Origin of the sequence: Erwinia aphidicola (assembly GCF_024169515.1) — a bacterium.
Classification (GTDB): domain Bacteria; phylum Pseudomonadota; class Gammaproteobacteria; order Enterobacterales; family Enterobacteriaceae; genus Erwinia; species Erwinia aphidicola.
The window spans coordinates 4,655,409-4,680,652 of record NZ_JAMKCQ010000001.1 but is presented as its reverse complement, the minus strand read 5'-3'; the positions used below and the strand labels follow the sequence as shown (position 1 = coordinate 4,680,652).

At 54.8% G+C, this 25,244-nt stretch carries 21 protein-coding genes, 1 tRNA gene and 1 pseudogene; 13 read left to right on the top strand and 10 right to left on the bottom strand.

Annotated elements, in window-relative coordinates; translation table 11 throughout:
• Positions 1-210 precede the first annotated feature (210 nt).
• The 3 genes and pseudogenes from lysM (J2Y91_RS21790) to lysM (J2Y91_RS21780) form a co-directional block, all read right to left on the bottom strand.
• Positions 211-647: pseudogene (gene lysM, locus J2Y91_RS21790) on the bottom strand (peptidoglycan-binding protein LysM).
• 142 nt (positions 648-789) lie between these two features.
• Positions 790-1,890: an acyltransferase family protein gene (locus tag J2Y91_RS21785; RefSeq protein ID WP_253539341.1), complete on the bottom strand. Its 1,101-nt coding sequence runs from the start codon at positions 1,888-1,890 to the stop codon at positions 790-792.
• 641 nt (positions 1,891-2,531) lie between these two features.
• Positions 2,532-2,972, bottom strand: a complete 441-nt coding sequence (gene lysM / locus J2Y91_RS21780; RefSeq protein ID WP_253539339.1) for a peptidoglycan-binding protein LysM — start codon at positions 2,970-2,972, stop codon at positions 2,532-2,534.
• 571 nt (positions 2,973-3,543) lie between these two features.
• Here lysM (J2Y91_RS21780) and dacD point away from each other — a divergent pair.
• The 3 genes from dacD to J2Y91_RS21765 all read left to right on the top strand — a co-directional run bounded on the left by dacD (position 3,544) and on the right by J2Y91_RS21765 (position 6,498).
• A complete protein-coding gene (gene dacD, locus J2Y91_RS21775; protein ID WP_208864879.1) occupies positions 3,544-4,725 on the top strand; it encodes a serine-type D-Ala-D-Ala carboxypeptidase DacD in 1,182 nt (393 codons plus the stop codon).
• Between the two features lie 235 nt (positions 4,726-4,960).
• Positions 4,961-6,019, top strand: coding sequence for an FUSC family protein (locus J2Y91_RS21770; RefSeq protein WP_099753280.1), 1,059 nt, complete (start codon positions 4,961-4,963; stop codon positions 6,017-6,019).
• Positions 6,020-6,180: 161 nt separating this feature from the next.
• Complete coding sequence (locus tag J2Y91_RS21765) at positions 6,181-6,498, top strand: DUF496 family protein (protein ID WP_048915616.1); 318 nt, start codon at positions 6,181-6,183, stop codon at positions 6,496-6,498.
• Between the two features lie 46 nt (positions 6,499-6,544).
• Here the strand turns inward: J2Y91_RS21765 and J2Y91_RS21760 are convergent, their stop codons facing one another.
• Positions 6,545-7,555 (bottom strand): LacI family DNA-binding transcriptional regulator, encoded by a 1,011-nt coding sequence (locus J2Y91_RS21760; protein ID WP_253539337.1) that lies wholly within the window; start codon positions 7,553-7,555, stop codon positions 6,545-6,547.
• A 174-nt stretch (positions 7,556-7,729) separates the two neighbouring features.
• On the opposite strand from J2Y91_RS21760, the gene kdoO reads away from it, so the two are divergent.
• The 4 genes from kdoO to J2Y91_RS21740 all read left to right on the top strand — a co-directional run bounded on the left by kdoO (position 7,730) and on the right by J2Y91_RS21740 (position 11,617).
• Positions 7,730-8,626: a Kdo hydroxylase KdoO gene (gene kdoO / locus J2Y91_RS21755; RefSeq protein ID WP_133623328.1), complete on the top strand. Its 897-nt coding sequence runs from the start codon at positions 7,730-7,732 to the stop codon at positions 8,624-8,626.
• A gap of 132 nt (positions 8,627-8,758) precedes the next feature.
• The gene (locus J2Y91_RS21750; RefSeq protein WP_253539335.1) at positions 8,759-10,195 is read left to right on the top strand and encodes an EmmdR/YeeO family multidrug/toxin efflux MATE transporter; all 1,437 of its coding nucleotides are present in this window, start codon (positions 8,759-8,761) and stop codon (positions 10,193-10,195) included.
• Positions 10,196-10,317: 122 nt separating this feature from the next.
• Positions 10,318-11,103, top strand: coding sequence for a siderophore-interacting protein (locus J2Y91_RS21745; protein WP_133623330.1), 786 nt, complete (start codon positions 10,318-10,320; stop codon positions 11,101-11,103).
• A gap of 1 nt (position 11,104) precedes the next feature.
• The gene (locus tag J2Y91_RS21740; RefSeq protein WP_253539333.1) at positions 11,105-11,617 is read left to right on the top strand and encodes a PadR family transcriptional regulator; all 513 of its coding nucleotides are present in this window, start codon (positions 11,105-11,107) and stop codon (positions 11,615-11,617) included.
• A gap of 135 nt (positions 11,618-11,752) precedes the next feature.
• Here J2Y91_RS21740 and J2Y91_RS21735 read toward each other — a convergent pair whose 3' ends face one another.
• Both J2Y91_RS21735 and J2Y91_RS21730 read right to left on the bottom strand, forming a co-directional pair.
• Positions 11,753-12,853 carry an NADH:flavin oxidoreductase/NADH oxidase gene (locus J2Y91_RS21735; RefSeq protein ID WP_133623331.1) on the bottom strand — a complete coding sequence of 367 codons (1,101 nt, stop codon included), beginning with the start codon at positions 12,851-12,853 and terminating at the stop codon, positions 11,753-11,755.
• A gap of 122 nt (positions 12,854-12,975) precedes the next feature.
• A complete protein-coding gene (locus J2Y91_RS21730) occupies positions 12,976-13,893 on the bottom strand; it encodes a LysR family transcriptional regulator (RefSeq protein ID WP_133623332.1) in 918 nt (305 codons plus the stop codon).
• Between the two features lie 102 nt (positions 13,894-13,995).
• On the opposite strand from J2Y91_RS21730, the gene ilvD reads away from it, so the two are divergent.
• On the top strand, positions 13,996-15,837 hold the full coding sequence (gene ilvD / locus J2Y91_RS21725; protein ID WP_253539331.1) for a dihydroxy-acid dehydratase: 1,842 nt from the start codon (positions 13,996-13,998) through the stop codon (positions 15,835-15,837).
• A gap of 77 nt (positions 15,838-15,914) precedes the next feature.
• Here the strand turns inward: ilvD and J2Y91_RS21720 are convergent.
• A tRNA-Asn gene (locus tag J2Y91_RS21720) sits at positions 15,915-15,990 on the bottom strand.
• Positions 15,991-16,027: 37 nt separating this feature from the next.
• On the opposite strand from J2Y91_RS21720, the gene J2Y91_RS21715 reads away from it, so the two are divergent.
• The 5 genes from J2Y91_RS21715 (at position 16,028) to J2Y91_RS21695 (ending at position 20,604) form a co-directional block, all read left to right on the top strand.
• Positions 16,028-16,228, top strand: coding sequence for a hypothetical protein (locus tag J2Y91_RS21715; protein WP_133623333.1), 201 nt, complete (start codon positions 16,028-16,030; stop codon positions 16,226-16,228).
• A gap of 63 nt (positions 16,229-16,291) precedes the next feature.
• Positions 16,292-17,413 carry a Gfo/Idh/MocA family protein gene (locus tag J2Y91_RS21710; protein ID WP_253539329.1) on the top strand — a complete coding sequence of 374 codons (1,122 nt, stop codon included), beginning with the start codon at positions 16,292-16,294 and terminating at the stop codon, positions 17,411-17,413.
• 122 nt (positions 17,414-17,535) lie between these two features.
• Positions 17,536-17,691: a hypothetical protein gene (locus J2Y91_RS21705; RefSeq protein WP_166643130.1), complete on the top strand. Its 156-nt coding sequence runs from the start codon at positions 17,536-17,538 to the stop codon at positions 17,689-17,691.
• Between the two features lie 256 nt (positions 17,692-17,947).
• A complete protein-coding gene (locus tag J2Y91_RS21700; protein WP_253539327.1) occupies positions 17,948-18,571 on the top strand; it encodes a DUF998 domain-containing protein in 624 nt (207 codons plus the stop codon).
• An 86-nt stretch (positions 18,572-18,657) separates the two neighbouring features.
• Positions 18,658-20,604, top strand: coding sequence for a sigma-54-dependent Fis family transcriptional regulator (locus J2Y91_RS21695; RefSeq protein ID WP_253539323.1), 1,947 nt, complete (start codon positions 18,658-18,660; stop codon positions 20,602-20,604).
• 124 nt (positions 20,605-20,728) lie between these two features.
• On the opposite strand, the gene J2Y91_RS21690 is transcribed toward J2Y91_RS21695, so the two are convergent.
• The 3 genes from J2Y91_RS21690 to J2Y91_RS21680 all read right to left on the bottom strand — a co-directional run bounded on the left by J2Y91_RS21690 (position 20,729) and on the right by J2Y91_RS21680 (position 25,105).
• A complete protein-coding gene (locus J2Y91_RS21690; protein ID WP_253539320.1) occupies positions 20,729-21,307 on the bottom strand; it encodes a YceI family protein in 579 nt (192 codons plus the stop codon).
• Positions 21,308-21,457: 150 nt separating this feature from the next.
• Positions 21,458-23,758 carry an FdhF/YdeP family oxidoreductase gene (locus tag J2Y91_RS21685; RefSeq protein ID WP_133623338.1) on the bottom strand — a complete coding sequence of 767 codons (2,301 nt, stop codon included), beginning with the start codon at positions 23,756-23,758 and terminating at the stop codon, positions 21,458-21,460.
• Between the two features lie 291 nt (positions 23,759-24,049).
• Positions 24,050-25,105, bottom strand: a complete 1,056-nt coding sequence (locus J2Y91_RS21680; RefSeq protein ID WP_133625042.1) for a 2,3-butanediol dehydrogenase — start codon at positions 25,103-25,105, stop codon at positions 24,050-24,052.
• Positions 25,106-25,244: the final 139 nt, after the last annotated feature.

Here is a 25,244-nt window from a genome sequence, read left to right as displayed (position 1 = left end):
GCACTTTAGTGTTGTTATTACGGTCTATTGAATGACTAACTATCTGAAGGCGAAGAATCATTCAAAGTTTCTGTGATGAACTACCTTGAGCATTGCGTTGTAATCATATCCTTGTTGATAAAGCGTATCCCTCTGATTCTGAAACTTCGCGGCATGATTACAGACGAAAAAATCCGGCATTTAGCCGATCAGGTACGCTCAGGCCAAGGATTACTGAGGTATACGCAACTTCTGGCCCGGATAGATCTTGTCCGGATGGCTCTGCATCGGATTGTTGGCTTCGAAAATTTTGTTGTAGTCGTTGGCGTTGCCATACTTTTTCCTCGCGATAGCACCCGGGGTATCACCGGAGACAGCGGTAAAGAACTTAGCCTCAACGGCTACCGAGGTGACGATAATCTTGTCATCCACGCTACTGATACCCTTCACAATGCCTGCGGCGACCATGATCTTCTCTTTCTCCTCCTGCGTCAGCCCGTCGCCAGCGACGACCACTTTGTCGCCATTGACCTCGACTTTAACTTTGTCTGCGCCCGGGATGCCCGATTTTTTCAGGTTATCTTTAATCGCAGTCGCCTGCGCGTGTTCATTGCCGGAGAAGGCCTCAAAATTTTGCTCTCCTCTTTAACGAAATCAAGCAGTCCCATGTCTAAAACTCCTGTTAGTAGGTGAGTACAGCAACTTAAGTTTAGACTGAGAATTAAGTTCTGTCTGGTTGGTTGAGAACATTGCCAGAGTTAAACAGTAATATTACCCTGGCCTAGATAAAATTATTGCTTTAAACCATATTTATGCATTCTTGGCTATTTTGTTTGATATTATCACGGCATTCTTGTCAATGTATTTTTCAAATGCAATTGAAATTATCAGTGTCAACGAAAATACAATTATTGAGTTAACAAGTAGAGTTAATGATGCAGAATTGAATTTTATATTGAACTCTCTCACTACTAATAAAATCGGGAAGTGTAAGACATAAGCAGAAAAGGATAATTTACCTAAAAAAAGTGACAGATTATGATTGAATATTTTTTGCAGTGAAGGAGTGTTTAAAATAACTAAAAAAATAATGCTTACGCCGATAATATGCCAGAAGGTATGAATGCTAAAGTCTGCTGGGAATGTTAAGTAGGTGTAGATACCACCTATCTCTACGCCTGGTCTTATTGTTGGGTAGGAGACAAATAAAAGTGAGAGTATTAGTAGGGGGGTGTTTATTGTTTTTTTATTTAAAAATTTTATCCATGAGTGATATTGAGATGTATAAAGATCAGATAGTAAAGCACCTAATATAAAGAGAAAGTAAAAAGTATTGAATGTGTAAATCAATGCAGTGAGGTATACTAACCATCTAAATCTCATCTCATGGCTTACGGCTAATATTCCAAATACGATGAAGGAACCTACTAGTTCTGCATGCATAGTCCATAATGGACCGTTTATGATATTTTCGCCAGTAAAGAATATATCGAAAAATGAGGATTTTATTATTTGAAAGAAAGAAATGTTGTTTTCCTTTTTGAAAAGAATTTCAATTATTTCCTTGCAAATCCAAAAAAATATAAGTGAGAAAAAAACTGGTATTAGTAAACGGAAGTATCTTTTCCTAGATGCATTTATTATGTCTTTGAAGTTTCTGGTAAGATGATATTTGTGGGACAGAACGAATCCGCTTAGTATAAAGAAAATAAATACGGAAATAAGGCCACTGTAAATTATGTTAAGAGGGGACCATGCAATAATGTCTTTTACAGTTCCGGTAAATCCACTTTGGTTTGTAAGTCTAAGTGAAGGATAAAACTGATTTACACAGTGGTCAAATAAAACCACCATGCAACTGAGTCCACGTAATCCTTCAAGGTAATTTATTTTATTTTTATCTATATTCATTACTTAAATCCAGGTGGTTTTATCTGACTTATTGTGTTTTCGGAGATATCCTATTATAACTGTTTTACCATACCTTTCCCACAAAAAAATGGTTTTGGAAATAAGATGTTATCCGTTGTGACTGAATGGTTTGAATTTCATTACTCAATACCATTCATTTAATTAATAAATTTCTTTTGTTCTATACTGGTTTTAAATATCTACTTATTTTTTCTTTTATATTATTGATAGAGGGCTGTAGTTGTTATTTTATTATCCTCTGGTTGATAAGTGTTGGTGATGACTAAAAAATATTTTGTAATTTTAGGGGGGGTGATTTACTCCATGTTAGGGATTTTAAGTGGCGGTCCAGCGACGGACTTTTACCAAAGGTTTCGTAATCGTGAAAAAGGAAGGTGGGCTGGCTGGTGGCGTTTTTCATGATGTTATGGCGGTCCACTTAATAATTAACTTCCTGAAAACGCAGCATTGAGTCGGGCGGGAAAATCCCTCTACCTTCATCCTGAGCTCTCTCCTGAGCGATGCGTTTTAGTGATATGCCTTATGGTAAACCATATCCCCTACAGGCTGAAGCGTCGCAGCAGCGGTGTCAGACGAAAAAAAACCGGCATTTCGCCGGTCAGGTAAGGTCAGGCGCAGGATTACTGCGGTATGCGCAGTTTCTGGCCCGGGTAGATCTTGTCCGGATGGCTCAGCATCGGCTTGTTGGCTTCGAAAATTTTGTTGTAGTCGTTGGCGTTGCCATACTCTTTTTTAGCGATGGCACTCAGGGTATCACCGGAAACAACGGTATAGAATCTGGCCTCAACGGCTACCGAGGTGACGGTAATCTTGTCATCTACGCTGCCGATACCCTTCACGTTGCCGGCGGCGACAATGATCTTCTCTTTCTCCTCCTGCGTCAGGCCATCACCGGTAACCACGACCTTGTCACCATTGACCTCAACCTTGACCTTATCAGCACCGGGGATCCCCGATTTTTTCAGGTCATCTTCAATTGCAGTCGCCTGCGCGTGTGCATTGCCGGAGAAGGCCTCAATAACTTTGCTCCCGGCCTCTTTAACGAAATCAAGCAGTCCCATGTCTATAACTCCTGTTAGTAGGTGAGTAGAGCAGCTTAAGTTTAGACGCCCCGGCACTTTTTGCGCAGCAGATGCCCGACCCGGTTAAAATTTTATCGGAAATGAGACCCGACTTTCATCGCTGCCAAAGTCCGGCGGCAGCCCCTGGCGCGCGCGAATTTTTTCATCCCGGGTTGGCTTGTGGGTAGCTGATGAGGATGAGTGTTTACCGGGCGGGGTGTTACAGCCGAAACCCTGACAAATGACCGCGCCCTGGCGGCTATCAAGGGGGTCTGCGCTATCGGCACAGCCGTTCAGGCAAAGTGCAAGTAAGGCAAAGGGTATTAACTTCATTTTTAATCACGCTCCTGTCATTAAAGTGTCGACGTAAAACTACATCAGGCCGCGGCAGTGGCGATATCCAGAAGAGGGCATTTCCCTGTGGAAAAATTTCAGCGCCACACCAGGTGCAGCTCCATCAGCTAATCGGCTGATTTATTCATATTTTCTTGCAATTTATTCGCACAAAATGCCAAAGGATCCCGTACAACATGCGCAATTTTTTATCTGTTACCGTATTGAGGATTGAGTGTTGAAAAAGCGTCAGCTTGCAAGTTTAACCGTGGTTATGGCCCTGAGTACCGTAGCCCATGCCGAAAACAACCCGGGCGTTGACGCACTGGCGTTCCCAATGACTGCCCCGGCGATTGATGCCGCTTCCTGGGTACTGATGGATGCCACTACCGGGCAGATCCTCACCTCCGGCAACCCGGATGAGCGCCGCAATCCGGCCAGCCTGACCAAGCTGATGACCGGCTATGTGGTTGACCGCGCTATTGATAAAAAGCGGATTAGCCGTGATGACATGGTCACCGTCGGGCAGGATGCCTGGGGAGCAGGCAACCCGGTATTTAAAGGTTCTTCGCTGATGTTCCTTAAGCCGGGGGAGAAGGTCTCGGTGCGCGATTTAAGCCGCGGTGTGATTATCGATTCAGGTAATGATGCCTGCGTGGCGCTCGCCGATTATGTGGCGGGCAGCGAGGCAAACTTTGTCACCATGATGAATCAGTATGTTGAAAAGCTTGGCCTGGCTAATACCCACTTTGAAACCGTTCACGGGCTTGATGCACCGGGCCAGTTCACCACCGCGCGCGACCTGGCGAAGCTGTCACGGGCGATCATCAGCGGCGAGCCGGACTTCTACCAAATGTACAGCGAGAAGTCGCTCACCTGGAACGGCATTACCCAGCAGAACCGCAACGGCCTGCTGTGGGACAAAACCCTGCACGTCGACGGGCTGAAGACCGGCCACACCGAAAGCGCCGGCTTTAATATCATTGCCTCCAGCGTGGACGGTCAGCGCCGCCTTATTGCCGTGGTGATGGGGGGTAAAAGCCCGAAAGGGCGTGAAGAGCAGGCGCGCAAACTGCTGATCTGGGGCCAGAGCAATTTCGATACCGTCCAGCTGTTCCACGCGGGCAAAGAGATTGGCCATGAAAATGTCTGGTACGGCAACCCGCACCGCATTTCTCTGGGCAGTGAAAATGACGTCTATCTTACCCTGCCACGCGATGCAGTGCAGAAGGTCAAAGCCAAGTACGTCATCGACCGCAAGGATCTGGAAGCACCGATTAAGCTGCACGAGCAGGTCGGCACTATTCAACTGGTTGAGGGCGATAAGCAGCTGGCCAGCTACCCGCTGGTGGCGCTGCAGCCGATAGAAGAGGCAGGCGTTATCACGCGCATTTCAGACTATATCAAGCGCAAGCTGTAAGGCTGATTTTTCCATGGCCGCCTTCCTGCGGCCATGTTATTTAAAAGTTAATAAATTCATCGGCAAGGTAATGGATTATTAACGGGCTGTATCTCCCCGGTAAATTCAATGTTTTCTGCCGTTAACTCGCCATAAATGAGTGAAAAAACATCTGAAAAGCGTCGCTCTACGCCTTTTCCCGACCCCGACTTCAGGTATCATGGCGCGCAGAGACCCCCATCTTTCGGAGCCTGTTTTGCGACCGGACAAGCCGATTTCGGCCCTGCAGTTCAACGTATATCGTAATTACCGCACAGTGCACGGCGTGCGTATCGCGCTGGCTTTCGTGCTTACCTTCCTGCTGGTCAGGCTGATGGAGATCCCCGAGGGCAGCTGGCCGCTGATCACGCTGGTGGTGGTGATGGGGCCGATATCCTTCTGGGGCAATGTCTTCCCGCGCGCGCTGCAGCGCATTGGCGGCACCCTGTATGGCTCTATCTCCGGGCTGATCGCGCTCAGGCTGGAGCTGATCTCGCTGCCGGGCATGCTGCTGTGGTGCGCGGCGATCATGTTTATCAGCGGCTTTCTGACGCTGGGCAAACAGCCCTATATGGCGCTGCTGATTGGCATCACCCTGGCGGTGATCTGCGGCGGGATCCCGGGGGATATGACCACCGCCCTGTGGCGCGGCGGTGATGTGATCCTCGGCTCGCTGCTGGCGCTGCTGTTCACCAGCATCTGGCCGCAAAAAGCCTACACCCACTGGCGCATTCAGCTGTCCGATCTGCTGCTGGAAACCGCGCGGGTTTATCACGCCGGTTTCTCTCCCAACCTGGTTGAAAAACCGCGCCTGACGCGCCCGTTACAGCGCCTGCTCAGTAATGTGATTAAGATGCGCGCGCTGATCGAGCCTTCCAGTAAAGAGACGCGCACGCCGCGCTCGGTATTTGAAGGGATACAGACGCTGAACCGCAATCTGGTCTGCACGCTGGAGCTGCAGCTCAATGCCTGGTGGGCGTCGCGCCAGAGCCACCTGATTATGCTGAACGCCCCGGCGCTGCGCCGCACCCAGCAGATGACCGAAAATACGCTGCGGGCGCTGTCGCAGGCTATCGTGGAGGGGAATACCGACAAGATTGGAGCCAACAGTGAAGAACTGGTGGAGATTACGCGGGAACTGCGCCAGCTGATCGCCGAGTCTGACAGTGACGAACTGGTGGAAACCCCCATTCACGGCTACGTCTGGCTCAGTCTGGAGATGGTCCGGCAGCTGGAGCGGTTATCGGAACTTATTCGCCTGGCGCTGCGAAAATAGAATGATCCAGCAACAACTTACTGCGAGGCGGGTCGCTTCAGGGTAAGATAGGCCCAATCCGATTCTGCAAGTTTAAAATTGCCATCGCCAGCGGCGCGCCGCTAATCTGATGGCTACGACAATGATGCCTGTGTAAGCAGGCCCAAATGAAAGGTGTCTTCATGGAAAATGCAAAGCAATCATTTCAGGACGTACTGGAGTTCGTGCGTATGTTTCGTCGTAAGAACAAGCTGCAACGTGAAATTCACGACAACGAAAAGAAAATCCGTGATAACCAGAAGCGTGTTCTGCTGCTCGACAACCTGGGTGAGTACATTAAACCCGGCATGAGCGTGGAAGCTATCCAGGAGATTATCTCCAGCATGCGCAGCGATTACGAAGATCGCGTGGATGATTACATCATCAAAAATGCCGACCTCTCTAAAGAGCGTCGCGATCTGTCGAAGAAGCTGAAAGCGATGGGCGAGCCGAAAGCGTAACGGCGAACGCCAGCATGATAAAGGCCGGGCAATCTGTCCGGCTTTTTTATGCCTGCTGTTCCGGAGCCTGACGGGTGCTGGCGCGCACCACCAGCGTGGTGGCAAAAGGCGTCAGCGCCTCACCGGCAGCGGGGTTTTCCAGCTTAGCCACCAGCGAGTTCACGCTGCATTCACCTAGCTGGCGCATATCCTGGCGCACCGTGGTCAGCGGCGGCTGATACCAGGCGCTGTCGGCGGTATCATCATAGCCCACCACCGACATCTGCGCAGGTACCGCCACGCCAAGCTGGTGCAGCGCCTGCATCGCACCGAGTGCCATCTGATCGTTAGCCACTAACAGCGCCGTAGGGCGTGCCTGACCCTCCAGCTGCATCACCGCCCGGTAGCCGGACTCTGCGCTCCAGTCGCCGCTTAGCTGCTGTGTGGGCGCCAGATCCCGTTCCCTCAGCACCGCCAGCCACGCCTTGCTGCGCGCCTGCGCCGCCACCGAGTCCGCCGGCCCGTTCAATAACGCGATTCGCCGATGCCCCAGCTGCAAAAGATGCTCGGCCCCCTGGCGTGCGCCAGTCTGTGCGCTGAAGCTGCATATCGCCACCGCGGCATCCTCCGCCACATCCAGAAAGATGCAGGGCAGGGATCCCGCCATCTGCTCAATCTGGCTGGCGGCAGAGGCATCAAGCGGAATATTGATTATCAGCGCGTCGACGCGCTGTGCCAGCAGGTCGCTGACCGCCTGGCGTGCGCCGCCGCTGCCCGCCATCGCTATCACCAGGTGGTAGTCCAGCTGGCTGGCGCGCTGCTGAATGGCGGAGGCAATCTGCGCCGGAGCCAGCAGCGCGAGGTCGCTGGTGGCGAGGCCGAGCGTGCGCGTATTCTTGCCCGCCAGCTGCTGTGCCACCCGGTTTGGCACATAGTTAAGCGCCTGCATCGCTGCCTCAACCCGCTGGCGGGTCTTTCCGGAGACCTGCTGCGAATGGTTCAGCACTCTGGAGACGGTTTGATACGAGACGCCAGCGGCACGGGCGACATCTTCCAGCGTCACGGAACGGGGTTTCATAGGTCACTCCTGTTTTTGATGGCGCAGTGTAGCAACAAATCGCGCGCGCATCTTTCGCTTTACCGCAGGCGGTTCCGGGGCTGGATCGTTTAGTCGGGGTTTAATCAAAAATCCATCGTCTCCCTATAATGGCCGGATAGAAGTTCCCCTTGTGGCATGCAATAAGGATATCAAATGTCTGAACAATCTTTATCTCAGGAGCTGGTGATTCGAACACTGCCCAACACGCGTTGGGATGAGTCAGTGGTGGATACCAGCGCTATTGATGCGCTGGAGCAGGGTAAAGTGCTGTTTCTGCCCCAGCTGGCTTTCACTCTGACAGCCGAAGAACAGATGCTGTTAACGCCGCAGCTGGTCGATGCGAAGCGCAAAAACATCAGCTTTAATCCGCAGACAGATCGGGTTAACGGTGTGGCCGACGACAGCAAACTACCGCAGGTTAAAGCGCTGATGGTGCGTCACTACCAGCACTCTCTGCGGTTGATCGACGGCATACTGCCTGATTATCGCGCGTGGTTACACTCCCCGGCCAACACCCTGCGCCTGCACCCGATTGCCGCGTGGCGCGATGCCACTTCGTGGCGCAAGGACGACAGCCGACTGCACGTCGATGCATTCCCGTCGCGGCCTAATCACGGCGAGCGTATTTTGCGCATCTTCTCCAATATCCATCCCCACGGTGAAAGCCGCCGCTGGCGGGTGGGGGAACCTTTCCCGGTATTAGCGCAGCGTTTTATCTCACGCCTGAAAGGGTACTCGCCGCTCGGCAGCTGGCTGCAGCAGCGTTTTGGCATCACCAAATCCTACCGTACCCATTACGATCATCTGATGCTGCAGCTGCACGATGCAATGAAAGCTGACCTGCGCTATCAGGAGCATGGCCCGCAGGTGGCACTGGAACTGCCGGCGGGCAGTAGCTGGATCTGCTTCGCCGATCAAACGCCACATGCGGCGATGAGCGGGCAGTTTATGATGGAGCAGACCTTTTTCCTGCCGGTGGCCGGAATGAGAAATCCACAGAATGCGCCGCTCACGATCCTTGAAAAGCTGCTGCAGCGACCGCTGGTCTGAGTGGTAAAGGGCATCTGTAATGGAGGCCCTTTTTTTTTGCTGCACTTTGATACATAAAAAGACTTTGCAGAAACCCTGTCCCTTTACCATGATAACTGTGACCCCCTCCTCTGGTAATAAACTGGAATACTCTTGCTAAACTTCAGAACTTCACTGCTGCAGGCTATCCAGCACAGTGCGTGGTATCCGAAACGCCGTTCCCTGCGGATACTCTTCTGGCGAGAAATCACCCCGCTGGCCGTGCCGATCTTCTTTGAAAACCTCTGCGTTCTGCTGATGGGGGTGCTGAGTACTTTCCTGGTCAGCTGGCTCGGGTCGGAAGCGATGGCCGGAGTCGGGCTGGCGGACAGCTTCAATATCGTGGTGATCTCATTTTTTGCCGCCATCGATCTCGGGACCACCGTGGTGGTGGCTTTTAGCCTCGGCAAGCTGAACCGGGAGAGGGCAGTTGCCGCGGCGCGCCAGTCGCTGATTATTATGACGGGGTTCGCCGTGCTGCTGGCGCTGGCGATTGAGTTTATCGGCCCGCAGATCATCGACCTGATTGCAGGCAAAGCGGAGCCGCAGGTGAAAGCGCTGGCGCTCTCCTATCTGCAAACGACCGCATGGAGTTACCCGGCGGCGGCTATCGCGCTGATCGGCTGCGGCGCGCTGCGCGGCGCCGGGAATACCAAAATCCCGATGCTGATCAACGGCGGCATGAACATCCTCAACATTGTTATCAGCAGCGTGCTGATCTACGGCTGCTTCTCCTGGCACGGTCTGGGGTTTGTCGGGGCGGGACTCGGGCTGACCATTTCACGCTATATCGGGGCCGCTGCCGTGATTTACGTGCTGGTGATTGGCTTCGTCCCGGCGTTGAAAATCTCCCTGAAAAGCTACTTCACCCGGCTCAATCTCAACATCCTGCGCGAAGTGCTCGGTATTGGCGTCCCGGCCAGTATCGAGTCCGTGCTGTTTAACGGCGGCAAGCTGCTGACCCAGGTGTTCGTCGCCGGGATGGGCACCGATGTTATCGCCGGTAACTTTATCGCATTTTCTATCGTCTCCCTGATTAACCTGCCGGGTAACGCGCTGGGTTCCGCTTCCACTATTATCGTCGGCACCCGCCTTGGCCGGGGCCAGCTGGGCCAGCCGGAGCGCCTGCTGCGCTATATATTCTGGCTGTCGACCATTGGGCTGTGCGCGCTGGCGCTGCTGACGGTGCCGTTTGCCGGGCTGCTGGCACAGTTCTACACGCGTGATGAAGAGGTGATCCACGTGGTGAAAATGCTGGTGTGGCTCAACGCCGCGTTTATGCCGTTCTGGGCGGCTTCATGGGTATTGCCCGCCGGATTAAAAGGCGCGCGCGATGCGCGTTACACCATGTGGGTGTCGCTGCTCAGCATGTGGGGTGGACGCATCGTGGCCGGTTACCTGCTGGGGATTGTGCTCGGTTTTGGCGTGGTGGGGATCTGGTTAGGTATGGTGCTGGACTGGATGATCCGCGGCTCCTGCTTCTATCGCCGGCTGGACAGCGGTAAATGGCTGTGGAAATACCGCCCGCTGGTAAAGGCGCCGAAGGAATAAGCACAGACTGCCACATTTTACCCGGCCAGGGATAGCTTGCTGGCTTGCATTCAAGATATATCATAGATATATTTTATCTCGCAAATGAGAATCATTACTAAAATTAAGCCAGGAGAATCTTCGTGACCGAACAGAGCAAAAACTCGCGTGCGCCACAGCGCGTGCGTAACGAACTGCGTTTCCGCCAGCTGACCGTCACCGGCAAAACCAAAGTGGCCGACAGCTTCTGGCGTATCGACTTTGGCGGCGCCGACCTGAGCGGCTTTACCTCGCCGGGCTTCGACGACCATATCAAAGTGTTTTTCCCTGATGCCAGCGGCGTGCTGAGCCTCCCCGAGGTGACGGAGGATGGCGTGGTGTGGAAAGAGGGGGCGCGCCCGGTGTCGCGCGACTACACGCCGCTGTTCTTCGACGGGGAGAAAAATACCCTGACCATCGACTTCTTCATCCACGACGGCGGCGTGGCCAGCGACTGGGCTGAACAGGCTAAAATCGGCGATCCGCTGGCGATCGGCGGCCCGCGCGGGTCGCTGGTGGTGCCGGATGATTATGCCTTCCAGCTCTATGTCTGTGACGAAAGCGGCCTGCCCGCCTTTAAGCGCCGCCAGGCCAGCGTCAGGGCGAAGCGCCTGAAGCTGTTTGCCTATGCGGATGAAGCACAGGGCAGGGTATATCTCGATCCCCTGAACGGTATCGATGCCAGCTGGTTCGGGCACGGCTGCATGGATAAAGCGCATCTTGACGCGCTGGTGGCGCAGCTTGACCAACTGGTGCTGCCGCCGGAGGAGTACTTTATCTGGCTGACCGGGGAAGCCGATTTCGTGAAGTCGCTCAGTGACTATTTCATTAACCAGCGCGGCTGCGATGCCACCTTTGTGCGCGCCGTGGCCTACTGGCATCAGAAATAGCATGCGCGTGCCGTTTCCCGCTGCGGAGCCCGGGCAGGGCCGCCGCAAACGCCGTGAGAAGATGCTCGATGCCGCCGATATTCGCCTGCTGGTGCTGCATTTTCTCAGCCTCAATCCGGCGCACGGCTACGAGCTGATCAAGGCGATAGAGGCGCTGTCAAAGGGCGAATACACGCCCAGCCCCGGCATTATCTACCCCAATCTCACCCTGCTGGAGGAGATGGAGTGCATCGCGGTGCTGGATGCGCAGGCCACGCGTAAAGCGTACCGGCTGATCGACAAAGGGTCTGAACTGTTACAGCAGGAGCAGGCGGCACTGGAGGTCATCGTGCGGCGGCTCTCTTCGATGGCGGTGCTGGTGAATAACCGCAGCCTGCCGGACGTGGAGCGTGCAATCCACAATATGAAGAGCGCGCTTAACGTGCGCCTGTCGCAGGAGGGGATTTCTCAGGATGCGCTGTACGCGATTATTGATGCGCTGGATGACGCTGCAAAGAAGATTGAGCGTAGTTAAGACCGAAAAAAAGGTCTTCAGTCCGGCCGGTGCAAACCATTGGCACGGGGCGACCGGAGAAAAGGGTCGCCCCCTACGGCACCATTTTGGGGTAGGGGCTGACCCTCTTTTTCGGTCAGCCCGTTTGCCGGCTAGTTAATCCGCTAAACGATAACGTTCCAGCCAGTGCGCATACGGCGCCGGCAGCACCCAGGAAGGGCGCTCAACGTTGAGTTTCTTCGCCAGCGCATACGGATAGTGCGGGTTAGCCAGATGCGCACGGCCAATCATCACCAGGTCCATCTGCTGTTCGGCAATCACGCGCTCCGCCACTTCTGCCGCTTCCACACCCCACGAAGAGGCGACCGGCAGCCCGGCTTCGCGGCGCACACGTTCGGCGAATGGGGCCAGGAAGCCCGGTCCCCATGGGATCTCGGTTTCAGCAATCGAGAAGCCGACGCTGACGTTCAGCATATCCAGCCCACCCTGTTTCATCAGTCGGGTCAGCTCAATCGACTCGCTCAGCGTCTGCTCGTCGCGCCCGTCAAATTCAATCACGCCAAAGCGCGCGGTCAGCGGCAGGTTCTCCGGCCACACTTCACGCACCGCCGCCAGCGTCTCCAGCAGGAAGCGGCTGCGCCCGGCGAAATCGCCACCGTACTGGTCACTGCGCTGGTTGGCATGCACCGAGAAGAAGCTCTGTGCCAGATAGCCGTGGGCGAAGTGCAGTTCCAGCCACTCAAAACCGGCATCGCGCGCGCGGCGGGCGGCGGCGACAAAGTCACTTTTAACCCGGGTGATATCGTCGAGGGTCATCGCTTTTGGTACCTGCGGCAGATGATGGCCAAACGCCACGGCTGACGGCGCGATGGTTTCCCAGCTGCGGCTGTCCCCGGCGGCGATATGGTCGTCACCTTCCCACGGGCGGTTAGCGCTGGCCTTGCGCCCGGCGTGGCCGATCTGAATGCCTGGCACCGCGCCTGCGGCTTTGATCGACGCGGCGATTTTAGCCATGCCTTGCGCCTGCTGGTCGTTCCACAGCCCGGTACAGCCCGGGGTGATACGGCCTTCCGGCGACACCGCCGTGGCTTCAACAATGACCAGCCCGGCACCGCCGCGCGCCAGCGTCGGGTAGTGAACCTGGTGCCACTCATTCGTCAGGCCCTCTTCGGCGCTATACTGGCACATCGGCGGCACGGCAATGCGGTTACGCAGCGTGACGTCTTTTAGTTTGAACGGGGTAAACAGTGCAGACATGGAGATCCTCGGAAATGTAGAGTGAGATTTCTGCTGGCAACATTAAGCGACGAAAGGCGTGGGTTACTAAGCGCTGTGTGCCTTAGGGTTTACCCTGCTGGTCAGGGGGTTACTGAAACCGGCTATTGTGATCTTTTTTCATGAGTCGCCAAAGCCATTTCAATCAGATTGATAATCATTGGAGAGCTGTTTTTTTTGTGCCATACAATGCCGACTTCCAGCTCCGGTGGCGATGAGAGAAGCTCAAGATAAACTACCCCAGTACGGGCTAAATGACGTAACGATAACGGGACTAACGCCATTCCCATTCCAGAGGCAACCAGACTAATAATTGTCTGCATCTGGATGGCATGCTGAATAATATCTGGTTTGGCACCATAGAAAGCATAAAATCTGGTTACTAAAGCGTGAAAGCCTGGTGCCAGCTGCTGCGGAAAGAGAATTAATGGTGAATTAATTATAGAGCTTGGGCAAATTTTATTATCTATGATACGCAGGTTTTTGTCGTTTAACCATAAAGAAGGGATGGCCGCAATTAAGGGTTCTGAGAGGATTTTTTGATAATTTAATACGGCAGGGAGTGTGCCATTCAGAGGGGCAATGATAATTCCGGCATCCATTTTTTCATCTAAAATCGCCATTAATTGAATGTCGCTGGTGGCTTCCGTCAATCTGAGTTCAACTTCCGGATAACTCTGCCGGAAATTTCTTACCAGATCAGGTAAAATACTATAGTCAACGACGCTGATAAAAGAGAGGTCTAACCGGCCTGACTCGCCATTTTTTAACCTGTCGGCAATTTCAGATAATGAATTTACACCGGACAGTGCATCCTTCACATGAATCAGCCACTGTTCACCAAAGGATGTCAGGCTGACGTTTCTTTTGGTTCTGATGAAAAGGGCACCCCCTAACTCTTTTTCCAGCACCATTATCGACTGACTTAAGGGGGGTTGCGTCATATTCAGTTTTTCTGCCGCCTTGCCAAAGTGAAGTGTTTCGGCGAGGGTAACAAAATGTTTCAACCTTCTGATGTCCATGTCTAATATCCCTGGCGACTTAATGGCTAGCGCATAATATATTTCACCTTACTGCTTGTCGAACTTAATATAAAGCAACTTAATTCTTCAGAGTATCTTGAAATGTATCGTTCACGTACATCTACTCACGGTCGTAATATGGCAGGTGCCAGAAGCCTCTGGCGTGCAACAGGTATGACCGATAATGACTTCAACAAGCCCATCATTGCGGTGGTCAACTCTTTTACTCAGTTTGTTCCCGGACATGTTCATCTTAAAGATCTTGGTCAACTTGTGGCGAGGGAGATCGAAGCCGCAGGTGGTGTGGCCAAAGAGTTCAACACCATTGCGGTTGATGACGGTATTGCAATGGGTCATGGCGGCATGCTTTACAGCCTGCCCTCACGCGACCTGATAGCGGATAGCGTGGAGTACATGGTGAATGCTCACTGCGCTGATGCCATGGTATGCATTTCAAATTGCGACAAAATTACCCCCGGTATGTTAATGGCGGCGCTCAGAATTAATATCCCAGTGATTTTCGTTTCAGGGGGGCCGATGGAGTCCGGAAAGTTGACCCTGCGCGGTGAAAACCGGGCTTTTGACCTGATCGATGCGATGGTGGTGGCTGGTGACGATAGTATGTCGGATGAGGAAGTTAACGCAGTTGAAAATGTTGCTTGCCCAACCTGCGGATCCTGTTCGGGAATGTTTACCGCCAACTCGATGAATTGTCTGACTGAAGCTATGGGACTGGCCTTGCCAGGCAACGGATCCCTGCTGGCGACGCATGCCCTGCGTAAATCGTTGTTTATTGATTCAGGTAAGAAAATTGTTGAAATGTGCCATCGGTACTATGAACAGCATGATGCCAGCATACTACCGCGTTCAATTGCCAGTATTAAAGCGTTTGAAAATGCTATGACGCTGGATATCGCAATGGGGGGATCCACGAACACCGTACTGCATCTGCTGGCTGCCGCCTGGGAAGGCGGTGTGAATTTTACTATGGCAGATATAGACAGGCTATCACGCAAAGTACCGGTGCTGTGTAAGGTCGCGCCTGCAGTTGAGAATGTGCATATGGAAGATGTGCATCGTGCAGGTGGCGTGATGGCGATTATGGCGGAACTAAACCGGGCGGGGCTGATACATACTGATATTCCTACCGTTCACACGCCTACCCTTAAGCAGACTCTGATGGAATGGGATATCAAAACCACCCTCTCTGAAAGCGTCAGGCAATTCTATCGTGCTGCACCAGGCGGTGTGCGCACTACCGTCGCTTTTAGCCAGAATAACTACTATCCCGCTCTTGATACCAACCGCCAGGATGGATGTATCCGTCATGCTGACCATGCCTTCACCCGCGATGGCGGTCTTGCCGTTTTGTCCGGCAACATTGCTGCGGAGGGATGCATCGTTAAAACCGCCAGCGTATATGCCGGGATGTTATGTTTTACCGGCACCGCCAGGGTATTTGAGGGGCAGGATGAGGCAGTGGACGGGATTCTCTCGGGCACAGTGCAGGCGGGGGACGTTGTGGTGGTTCGCTATGAAGGCCCGCGCGGCGGGCCAGGCATGCAGGAGATGCTCTACCCAACCAGCTATCTGAAGTCAAAAGGGCTTAACAAAAGCTGTGCGCTGCTCACAGACGGCCGTTTTTCCGGTGGCTCTTCGGGTTTATCAATCGGGCATGTTTCGCCTGAAGCTGCTGAGGGCGGCAATATCGCCCTGATTGAAGATGGCGACCTGATTGAAATTGATATCCCGCGTCGCGTTATCCAACTTAAGTTGGCTGAGCACGAGCTTGACCAGCGTCGGCAGAAAATGCTGGCTCGTGGCAAAGCAGCCTGGAAACCCGTTCTGCGCAAACGTCGCGTATCGGCAGCATTGCGCGCGTATGCGGCACTGACCACCAGTGCCTCTCGTGGCGCCGTACGCAGTGTGGAGGAAGAGGAATGATGGACTCCATTGCGACAAAAACAAAACTGTAAAAGCAAAAAGCCCGCTCAGGTTTCCCTGAGCGGGCTTCTCAAATATGGCTCCTCTGACTGGACTCGAACCAGTGACATACGGATTAACAGTCCGCCGTTCTACCGACTGAACTACAGAGGAATTGTTGGAACGGGGCGCATCATATCCAGCAGGGCGGGTGAAGTCAAAGGCTGATTTCACGCTTTTGGGTCGACTGCTGAATAAATCAGCATTTTATGTGGGGGTTGTCGCTTTTTTCGGCAAATATCCCGCATTTGCGCTGCTCGCTGCAACTTCTGGCTGGCGTTGCAGCGGCGTTGCACTCTTTTTCGTCAGCGCGATCACGTTTGTTTCATTTTCATATTGTGAAGCCCGTTAATGGAATATAAATTCCACTTGAATTGTACGTTTGTTCCATTTTTACCCTGCACAAGGACCCACCATGCAAAAAGTCAGAATTGGATTGATCGGTACCGGCTATATCGGGCGCTGCCATGCCATTGCCTATTCGCAGGCGCCGACGGTATTTAACCTCAAGGGTGAACTGGTGCGCGAGATGCTGGCAGAGGTCAATCCAGAGCTGGCCGCCGCCCAGGCCGCAACGCTGGGTTTCAGCCGCTCCACCGGGGACTGGCGCGAGCTGGTGGCGGATGAAAATATCGACGTGGTGGATATCTGCGCCCCGAACTTCCTGCATAAAGAGATGGCGCTGGAAGCGATCCGTCACGGCAAGCATGTCTATTCTGAAAAGCCGCTGGCGCTGGATGTGGCGGACGCCGAAGAGATGGTGCGCGCCGCGCAAAAAGCCGGGGTGAAAACGCTGGTCGGCTTCAACTACATGAAAAATCCGACCAGCCAGCTGGCGCGTGAAATTATTGAGCGCGGTGAGATCGGCGAAGTGGTGCACTTCTACGGCACCCATAATGAAGATTATCTGGCAAACCCGAACACGCCGCTCGACTGGCACTGCCAGAAAGCGCTGGCGGGGCTGGGCGCGCTCGGCGACCTGGCGGCGCATATCGTCAATATGGCGCACTTCCTCGTCGGCAATATCGATGAAGTGAGCGGTGATATGATGACGGTAATCAAACAGCGCCCGGACCCGAAAAATCTGACGCAGCTGCGTAATGTGGAAAATGAAGATCAGGCCAGCGCGCTGCTGCGTTTTGCCAACGGCGCGCACGGCGTGATTGAAACCTCACGCATCGCCTGCGGCAGCAAAATGGGCCTGACCTATGTGGTTACCGGCACCAAAGGCAGCATTCGTTACACTCAGGAGCGCATGGCAGAGCTGGAGCTGTATATTCATGATGAACCGGCAGGGCGGCAGGGCTTTAAGACCATCCTCACCGGCCCGGCACATCCGGACTATGCGGCATTCTGCATCTCTGCCGGGCACGGCATCGGCTTTAACGACCAGAAAACCGTTGAAGTACGCGATCTGATCAACGGCATCGCCGCTAACGATCGCATGTGGCCGGACTTTGCCGAAGGGTTGCAGGTATCAAAAGTGCTGGAAGCTATCGCCATCTCCGCTGCCGAAGGGCGCTGGATGAAAGTGTAAGAGAATGGCCGGGTGCGCCCGGCCCGATTTATCCCGCGTCAATATCCCTGCGGCCTTAAGCGTTTAATTCGCCCGCCATTAATTGTATGATAATAAGATTCATTTACGATGAAATGGCCAAGATGAAAAAATCCTTCTCCTTCCCGCTGCTGTGCGCAGCGTTGATTATTGCTGCCCTGGTGATGGTCGTGGCGGTGCGCAGCTGCTCTACGCAGCATAAAGAAAACCTGCCTGCGGTCAGTCAGCGTGCAGGCTCCACCACTGTAAACCACGGCTGACCGCGTACGCTACGTCGGTGACGCCGGCGCTGATAGGCACCAGCCTGCAGTTCAACGCGCAGAACCTCACCACCGAGCACTATGTCGCATCCTGCGCTAACGCCTATGCTTGTTTGTATGGCTGTGGCCGCACCTTTGTTGCTTCCGTCGATTACCGCTGGTAAGCGCACGGGTTAGCTTGCATCATTCCGCAGGGGCCAGGCATGCCTGGCCCGTTTTATCTCTTGCCCCCCCAGGGCGATCGATAAGGAGCACTATGCAAAAACTCACGCGATGGAACCGGATCGGCGCCGCCTGCCTGGCGCTGGGCGGGCTGCTCTATCTGCTGGCGGAGCGCATCAGCGCGCTGGCGTGGCAGCATCCCCCCTACCGCTATCAATTTAACTATATCAGCGACCTCGGTATTCCCCAGTGCGGATCGCTGATCTGCTCCCCGCTGCATAACGTCATGAACAGCGGATTCGCCGCCGAAGGAGTGCTGTTTTTCTGCGGTTGTGTCCTGCTTTTTCCGCTCATTAAAAACCGCTGGGCGCTGCTGCTGGCAGGCATCCACGGCGCGGGCGGCGTGCTGATTGCCCTGTTTCACAGCGGCGGCATCGCCAGCGGCATTACCCTGCATCAAACGGGCGCGGTGATGGCGATTGGCGGCGGCAATCTCTGTTTGATCGCGGTGGGGGCGTGGTGCCTGGTGAACAAGCGGTTTCAGCCATTCGGCTATTTCAGCTTGCTGCTCGGTGGTTTTGGCCTGCTCAGCATGCTGGCTATCCCCTCCGCGCTGTTCCCCATCGGCATTATTGAGCGCGCCTCGGTTTACCCCATTACCAGCTGGCAGATCGTTACCGGCTTTGCGCTGCTGATAAAGCGTTCAGGCGCTGATTAATCTGAGTGATTTTCTGCAACTTATCGCCGACAGGCGTATCCTGTTGTCGCCGTCAGAGCGTCGTCATTTCCACAGGAGGGTGAGTTGTGAATCAGAACCAGCGCGAACATATTGCCACCGTTATGGAGAGCCTCCGTCCGGGCGCGCAGGGACAACGTCTCCGCCTGCATGACCAGACCATTCGCGACTCCTGGCAGCGCTGCGTCGAGTGTCACGGCCTGGATCCGAGCCGCATGCAGGAAGCGCGCATTCTGCCGTATAACGAACTGCGTGAGCATCGCGAAAATCTTGAAGAGTTCCGCCGCATTGCCCATCACGGGCTGGGCGTGCTGTATCAGCAGATCGCTCCGGCCGGATACGTGGTGCTGCTGAACGATGCCAGCGGCGTGACGGTTGACTATCTGGGCGATGCCGGGTCTGAAATCAGCCTGCGACGCGCCGGGTTGTTCCTCGGGGCGCAGTGGTCAGAAGCCTGGGCGGGCACCTGCGCGGTGGGCACCGCGCTGGCGACTGGCAAAGCGTTGACCGTACATCAGGCGGACCACTTCGACGCCACCCACATTCCGCTGACCTGCAGCGCGGTGCCGCTGTTTGACCCGCAGGGGCAGCTGAATGCCATTCTCGATATCTCCGCGCTGACCTCGCCGCAGTCGAAATCCAGCCAGCAGCTGGCGCTACAGATCGCCAGACTCTCCGCCCATCAGATTGAAAACGCCTGGTTTGAGCACCGCCACCGCAGCGACTGGGTGCTGAAGCTCAGCCCGTCGTCGTCGTTTGTTGAGGTTAGCCCGGATTTCCTGATCGCCTTTGACGCCAGCGGGCGCCTGGTCGGGCATAACCATCGTGCGCAGCGCATGCTGGAGCACGAGCTGGGGATTCCGGCGCCGTCGCCGCACAGCCGCAGCACGCTAATCGGGATGCCGATTGAACAGCTGTTTAATACCGCCATCGACAGCCTGCCGGACTGGCTGGCCAGCGCTAACGGGCGGCAGGGTACGCTGGAGCGGATCAACAGCGGCGAGCGGCTCTATGTGACCGCCGTGCAACCGGCGCGGCGCCCGCCGCGGCGAGTGATGACCGCACCGCTGGCACTGCCGCAACCCCTGGCAGCGCTGAGCGGTGGTGATGCGGCGCTACAGCAGCAGCTGCAGCGGGCGGCACGGCTGCTGAATGCGCCGCTGCACCTGGTGGTACAGGGCGAAACCGGCTGCGGCAAAGAGGTTTTTGCCCGTGCGTTTCATCAGGCCAGCGCGCGCCGGACACGGCCATTTATTGCGGTTAACTGCGCCGCCATCGCGCCGACGCTGATTGAGAGCGAGCTGTTCGGCCACCTGCCGGGCAGCTTTTCCGGCGCGGGCAGCAAGGCAAAGCGCGGGCTGGTGCAGGAGGCTGACGGGGGGACGCTGTTCCTCGACGAGATCGGTGATATGCCGCTGGAGATGCAGACGCGGCTGCTGCGCGTGCTGGCCGAGCAGGAGGTGCTGCCGGTTGGCGCCACCCGCCCGCTGCCCGTCGATATCCGCGTGATCTCCGCCTCGCATCACGCGCTCGATAAGCTGGTGGAGCAGGGGCGTTTCCGCGCCGACCTGTTTTATCGCCTGCAGGGCGCACGCATCTCGCTGCCGCCGCTGCGCGCGCGCAGCGATCTCGACTGGCTGGTCGCCCGACTGCTGGCGGGCAGGGCTGAACTGACGCCGCAGGCGCGCACACGGCTGCATCAGCACGCCTGGCCCGGCAACCTGCGCGAGCTGCGTAACGCCCTCGACTACGGCGCCGCAGTGTGTGACGGCGGGCGGATTGAGGTTGACGATCTGCCGGAAACCCTGAAGGCCCACGCTGACGATCCCCGCACGCAGCCTGACCCGCAGGAAGCCACGGACCTGCCGCCGCAGGCGCAGTTGCTGATGCAGCAGCTGCACGCCGCCCGCTGGAACCACAGTGCGGTGGCCCGCCAGCTGGGCATCAGCCGCATGACGCTCTATCGCCGCATGCAGCGTTACGGCATCCGATCACCGAATAAGGGGGGGCGATGACCCCTGTGACGGCGGCCGCCACGTCAGTCGGTCTGTTTAGCTTAGGGTTCGGTCGGCTACAAAAGCAACTGCGCTTCTCGCTCATCGCCGCCCGTTCAAATATCTTGTATGGGCAGTTTTGTCACTATGCGCTTTGATACGGACGGGCCTGAATTTCAATATTAATTGTTACCGTGTCATCCACCAGTGCGGCAAAGCTGTCCATATTGAATGCTGAACGCGAAATCGCTGTTGAAGCATGCATAACAAGGATCTCAGTACTGGAGGATACCGCCTTTTTCCCATCCAGTGAGGCATCAAGGATCACCGGGCGCGTGACGTTCTTGATTTTCAGCTTGCCAAACAAGCGAAAATGTCCGTTTCCCAGTGCCACAAGGCGACTGCTGGTGAAAGAGATGTTCGGATAGCGCTCTGCATCAAAAAAGGGACGGCTTTTCATCTGATAAGTTAACAGGCTATTGGAAGCCTCAAGGGTCGCGGCCGGAATGGTCACGTCGATACGGTCCGCCCTTTCATCTCCTGCATCCAGGGTAATTCCTCCCGTCACCTTTCCCATGCTGGCTTCAGAGACACTGCCAAATGCATGCCATGAGAGGGAAATTGTCGTGTTTTGAGTGTCGATACGGTAGCTGACCGGGCTGGCGTATAAGCAAAGCGGATGGAACAAAAAGCCCAGGGCGATGGCATGCATGAAACGAGTCATATTGATAATCCTCAGAGTGAGTATCGTGTAAACGCTTCAGCCGTCTTTTTTATTCGATTTTACGCCCCGTTTTAAAATTGAAATGCGGTCAACGCCATAAGTTGAATATGCGGCAGACAATTCGCCTGCCGCATCTATTATCCCGACGATTCAACCCACTGGCGTTTTAGCTATTTCGTGCGACCTGAGAGTGATGCGAACAGGCGCAGATTTATAGGATGGTGTGCCGCTTTCCTTGTCGATATAGTTGAGCGGAATAAGTACGTTAGCTTCAGGGTAGTAGGCGCCAATCGACCCCGGTGAAATAGCGTAACGCACTACCGTCATGGATTCGAGGCGCATGTGGTAGCCCGGTACCGCTGACTCAAGATCGACGACATCACCATGTTCCAGGCCCAGACGCTCAAGGTCATAATCGCACATAAATAGCACATCGCGGCGGCCAAATACGCCACGATAGCGGTCGTCTAAAGCGTAGATTGTGGTGTTGTACTGATCGTGACTGCGCAATGTAATGAGCCGCAGCACGTCCTCACCCTCAACGGATAAATCCTCATGAGTGCCCTGGTAGACTGAAAACACCGCTTTTCCTGATTGAGTGGGCCAGATGCGCTCTCTCGGTGGAAGCGGCATCTGGAAACCGCCGGGATGACGAATACGCGCGTTATAGTTGTCAAAACCGGATATGGTTTTTTCGATCAGCTCCCGGATGAGGTCATAATCGGCAACCAGTTCACTCCAGTTAACCCGTGTATCCGGCAAGGAAGCTTTCGCCATCCCGGCGACTATCGCAGGTTCAGAGCGCAGCAGTGGCGATGCAGGCTTGAGCTTACCGGAGGAGGCGTGCACCATCGACATCGAGTCTTCAACGGTGACCGACTGCCGGATACCGGATTGCTCGTCAAGTTCAGTGCGTCCGAGGCAAGGCAGCAGCAACGTCTCTTTCCCGGTCAGAAGATGTGTCCGGTTAAGTTTGGTGGCGATGTGGACGCTGAGCTCAAGTTCACGCATCGCCGCAAAGGAGACATCAGGATCGGGTAACGCCACCGCAAAGTTACCGCCAAGGCAAATCAGTGCCTTAGCTCTTTTCTCTACCATGGCTTGCATCGCCTGCACCGCATCGTGACCGTGCTGAGCGGGCGGAGTAAATCCGAATACGTTCTGCAGCTTGCTGAGGAAATCAGCGCCGGGCTTTTCAGTGATCCCTACGGTGCGGTTGCCCTGGACGTTAGAGTGACCTCGCAGCGGACAAACGCCAGCACCGGGTTTACCGATATTGCCGCGCATCAGCAACAGATTAACCAGCAGGCGTACGTTGTCCGTTCCGCGGTTGTGCTGGGTGATGCCCATGCCGTAGGTCAGGATGGTGGCTTTCGATTTGACATAGGCTTCTGCCACGCTGCGAAGTTCCGCTTGCTTCAGACCGGAGTCATGCTCAATTGAATGCCACGAAGTGGCATGAATGTCCGTTGCAAAGCGCTCGAAACCTTCGGTGTGCTCGTTGATAAAATCATGATCCAGCGCCGCGCCTGTTTCGGCCTCAATTTCAAGTACCGCTTTAGCGATGCCCTTTAGCGCAGCCGAGTCGCCTCCGGCGCGCACCAGATAGTAAGTTGAGGCGATGTCAGTCGAGCCGTAAGTGGCCATCTCCATGACATTCTGCGGATCGGCGAAACGCTCAAGCGCGCGTTCACGCATTGGGTTAAAGACGATAATGGGGACTTTGCGGCGCGCCAGCTCGTGCAACGTCCCCATCATACGCGGGTGGTTGGTCCCCGGATTGTGGCCCATAGAGAGAATGAGCTCTGCGCTATCAAAGTCGTCCAGTGAGACAGTGCCTTTACCGATACCTATCGACTGCGGCAAGCCTACGCTTGTCGCTTCGTGACACATGTTTGAACAGTCAGGAAAATTGTTGGTTCCATACTCGCGAGCGAACAGCTGAAACAGGTAGGCAGCTTCGTTTGATGCCCGGCCGGAGGTATAAAACTCGACTTCGTCGGGCTGCAGCGCTGCCAGACCTTTGGCGATGTGGCTGAATGCTTCGTCCCAGCTCACTTCTTTAAAGGTATCGCTTGCTGCATCGTATCGCAGTGGCGTGGTTAACCGGCCATATCCCTCAAGCTCGAAGTCTGTTCGCTTCAGCAGGGAGGTCACGGTATTTTCTGCAAGAAATGCCGGCGTCACGCGTTTGGTGGTGGCTTCCCAGGTGACGGCCTTGGCGCCGTTCTCACAAAACTGGAAGGTTGAACCATGGTCCTTATCCGGCCAGGCACAGCCGGGGCAGTCAAAGCCTTCTGGCTGGTTTGTGCGCATCAAAGTGGGCGGCGCTTTGAAGGTATCCATCTGGTTTTTAACGGCAATGGCGGTGGCCTTGAGTGCTCCCCAGCCGCCTGCGGGCCCGTCATATGGATGTACCCCAGGCACTGTACGATGATTTTTCTTACTCATAATGATCCTGCGGCCTCTTCATCTTTTTAAAATCTGATTAAATGAAAGTAGCAAAGAAATGCAGCAGGCCCCGGCGGATTATCAATTGGTTACTTAAAAGTTCAGGCTGTTATCGATGGAAGTGGCGACAAAGGTAGAGCCTGAGTTATCTCCAGAAATAACTTCCATCGCTAAACGTCCGCAAACCGGTCTGAGCTCAGCCCCCCTCCTGAAACCGTGCACCTGTCATCCCGCGATAATATTCAGATCAATGTCTGGGGGGGACCGCAGAGGTCGACCCTATAGCAGCGGTTACTGCGGCGGGCGCACCAGGATTTTTACCTGATTCTTCTCTTTCACCAGTGCCTCAAAACCTTCGGTCACCAGATCGTTCAGCTCAATGCGCTTAGTTACCAGCTTATCGGCCTGGAAGTAGCCCTGGGTCATCAGCTCCATCACCGCCGGGAAAATATGGCGGTAGGCAATAATACCCTTCACGTTGCGTTCGGCCAGCACCACCCTGTTGGGATGGAATGAGGCTTCGCCCTCCCAGATAGAGACAATAATGGTTTCGCCCTCGTAGCGGGTGGCGTCGATACACTGTTTCAGCACTACCGGCACCCCGGTCACTTCGAACGACACGTCTACGCCGCCTTTACTCAGGTCGCGGATGGTGGCAACTGCGTCCTGCTTGCTCGGGTCAATCACTACGTTGGCGCCCAGCTCAAGCGCCTTCTCAGCGCGCTGCGGCGACAGCTCCACCACGTAAATCTCAGAAGCACCCGCCGCGCGCAGCGCTTCAATCACCAGCAGGCCAATCGGGCCCGCGCCGAATACCGCCGCTTTATCCCCGGCTTTCAGCTTGCTCATGCGCACCGCATGTAGCGCCACGGCGGCAGGCTCGACCAGCGCACCCTGCTCGTAAGAGAGGCCATCCGGCATGCGGTGCACCATATGCTCGTCAACCATCGTAAAAGAGGAGAAACCACCGCCGCCGCCGGATAAACCGTGGAAGCCAAGGTCGCCGCACAGGTTATATTTGCCTTCGCGGCAGGCCTCGCACTCGCGGCAGGCGAGGATCGGTTCCACCACCACGCGGTCACCTGCTTTAAATTTGCTGACGCCTGCGCCCACCTCGACCACTTCGCCGGAGAACTCGTGGCCCATCACAATCGGGGCGATGTCATGGCTGATTTTGTGCGGCTTATCGACCGGGACGAAAATGGGGCCGGCGAGGTACTCATGCAGATCGCTACCGCAGATCCCAGTCCACGCCACTTTGATTTTGACTTTGCCTGCGGATACCTGCGGCTCCTCGATGTCGTCAATGCGGATATCGTGCGCTTTATACCAACGTGCTGCTTTCATCATATTTCCCTTGAGAGTGGAACAAGAAAACCTGTCCATCGCCGCAGTCAGCGGCCGGTGCAGGAACTCAGGGCGACATAGTGCGAAAAGCGTGCCATAAAGTGCTTTTTTGGTAATTTACTGATTCTATTTGTTTATT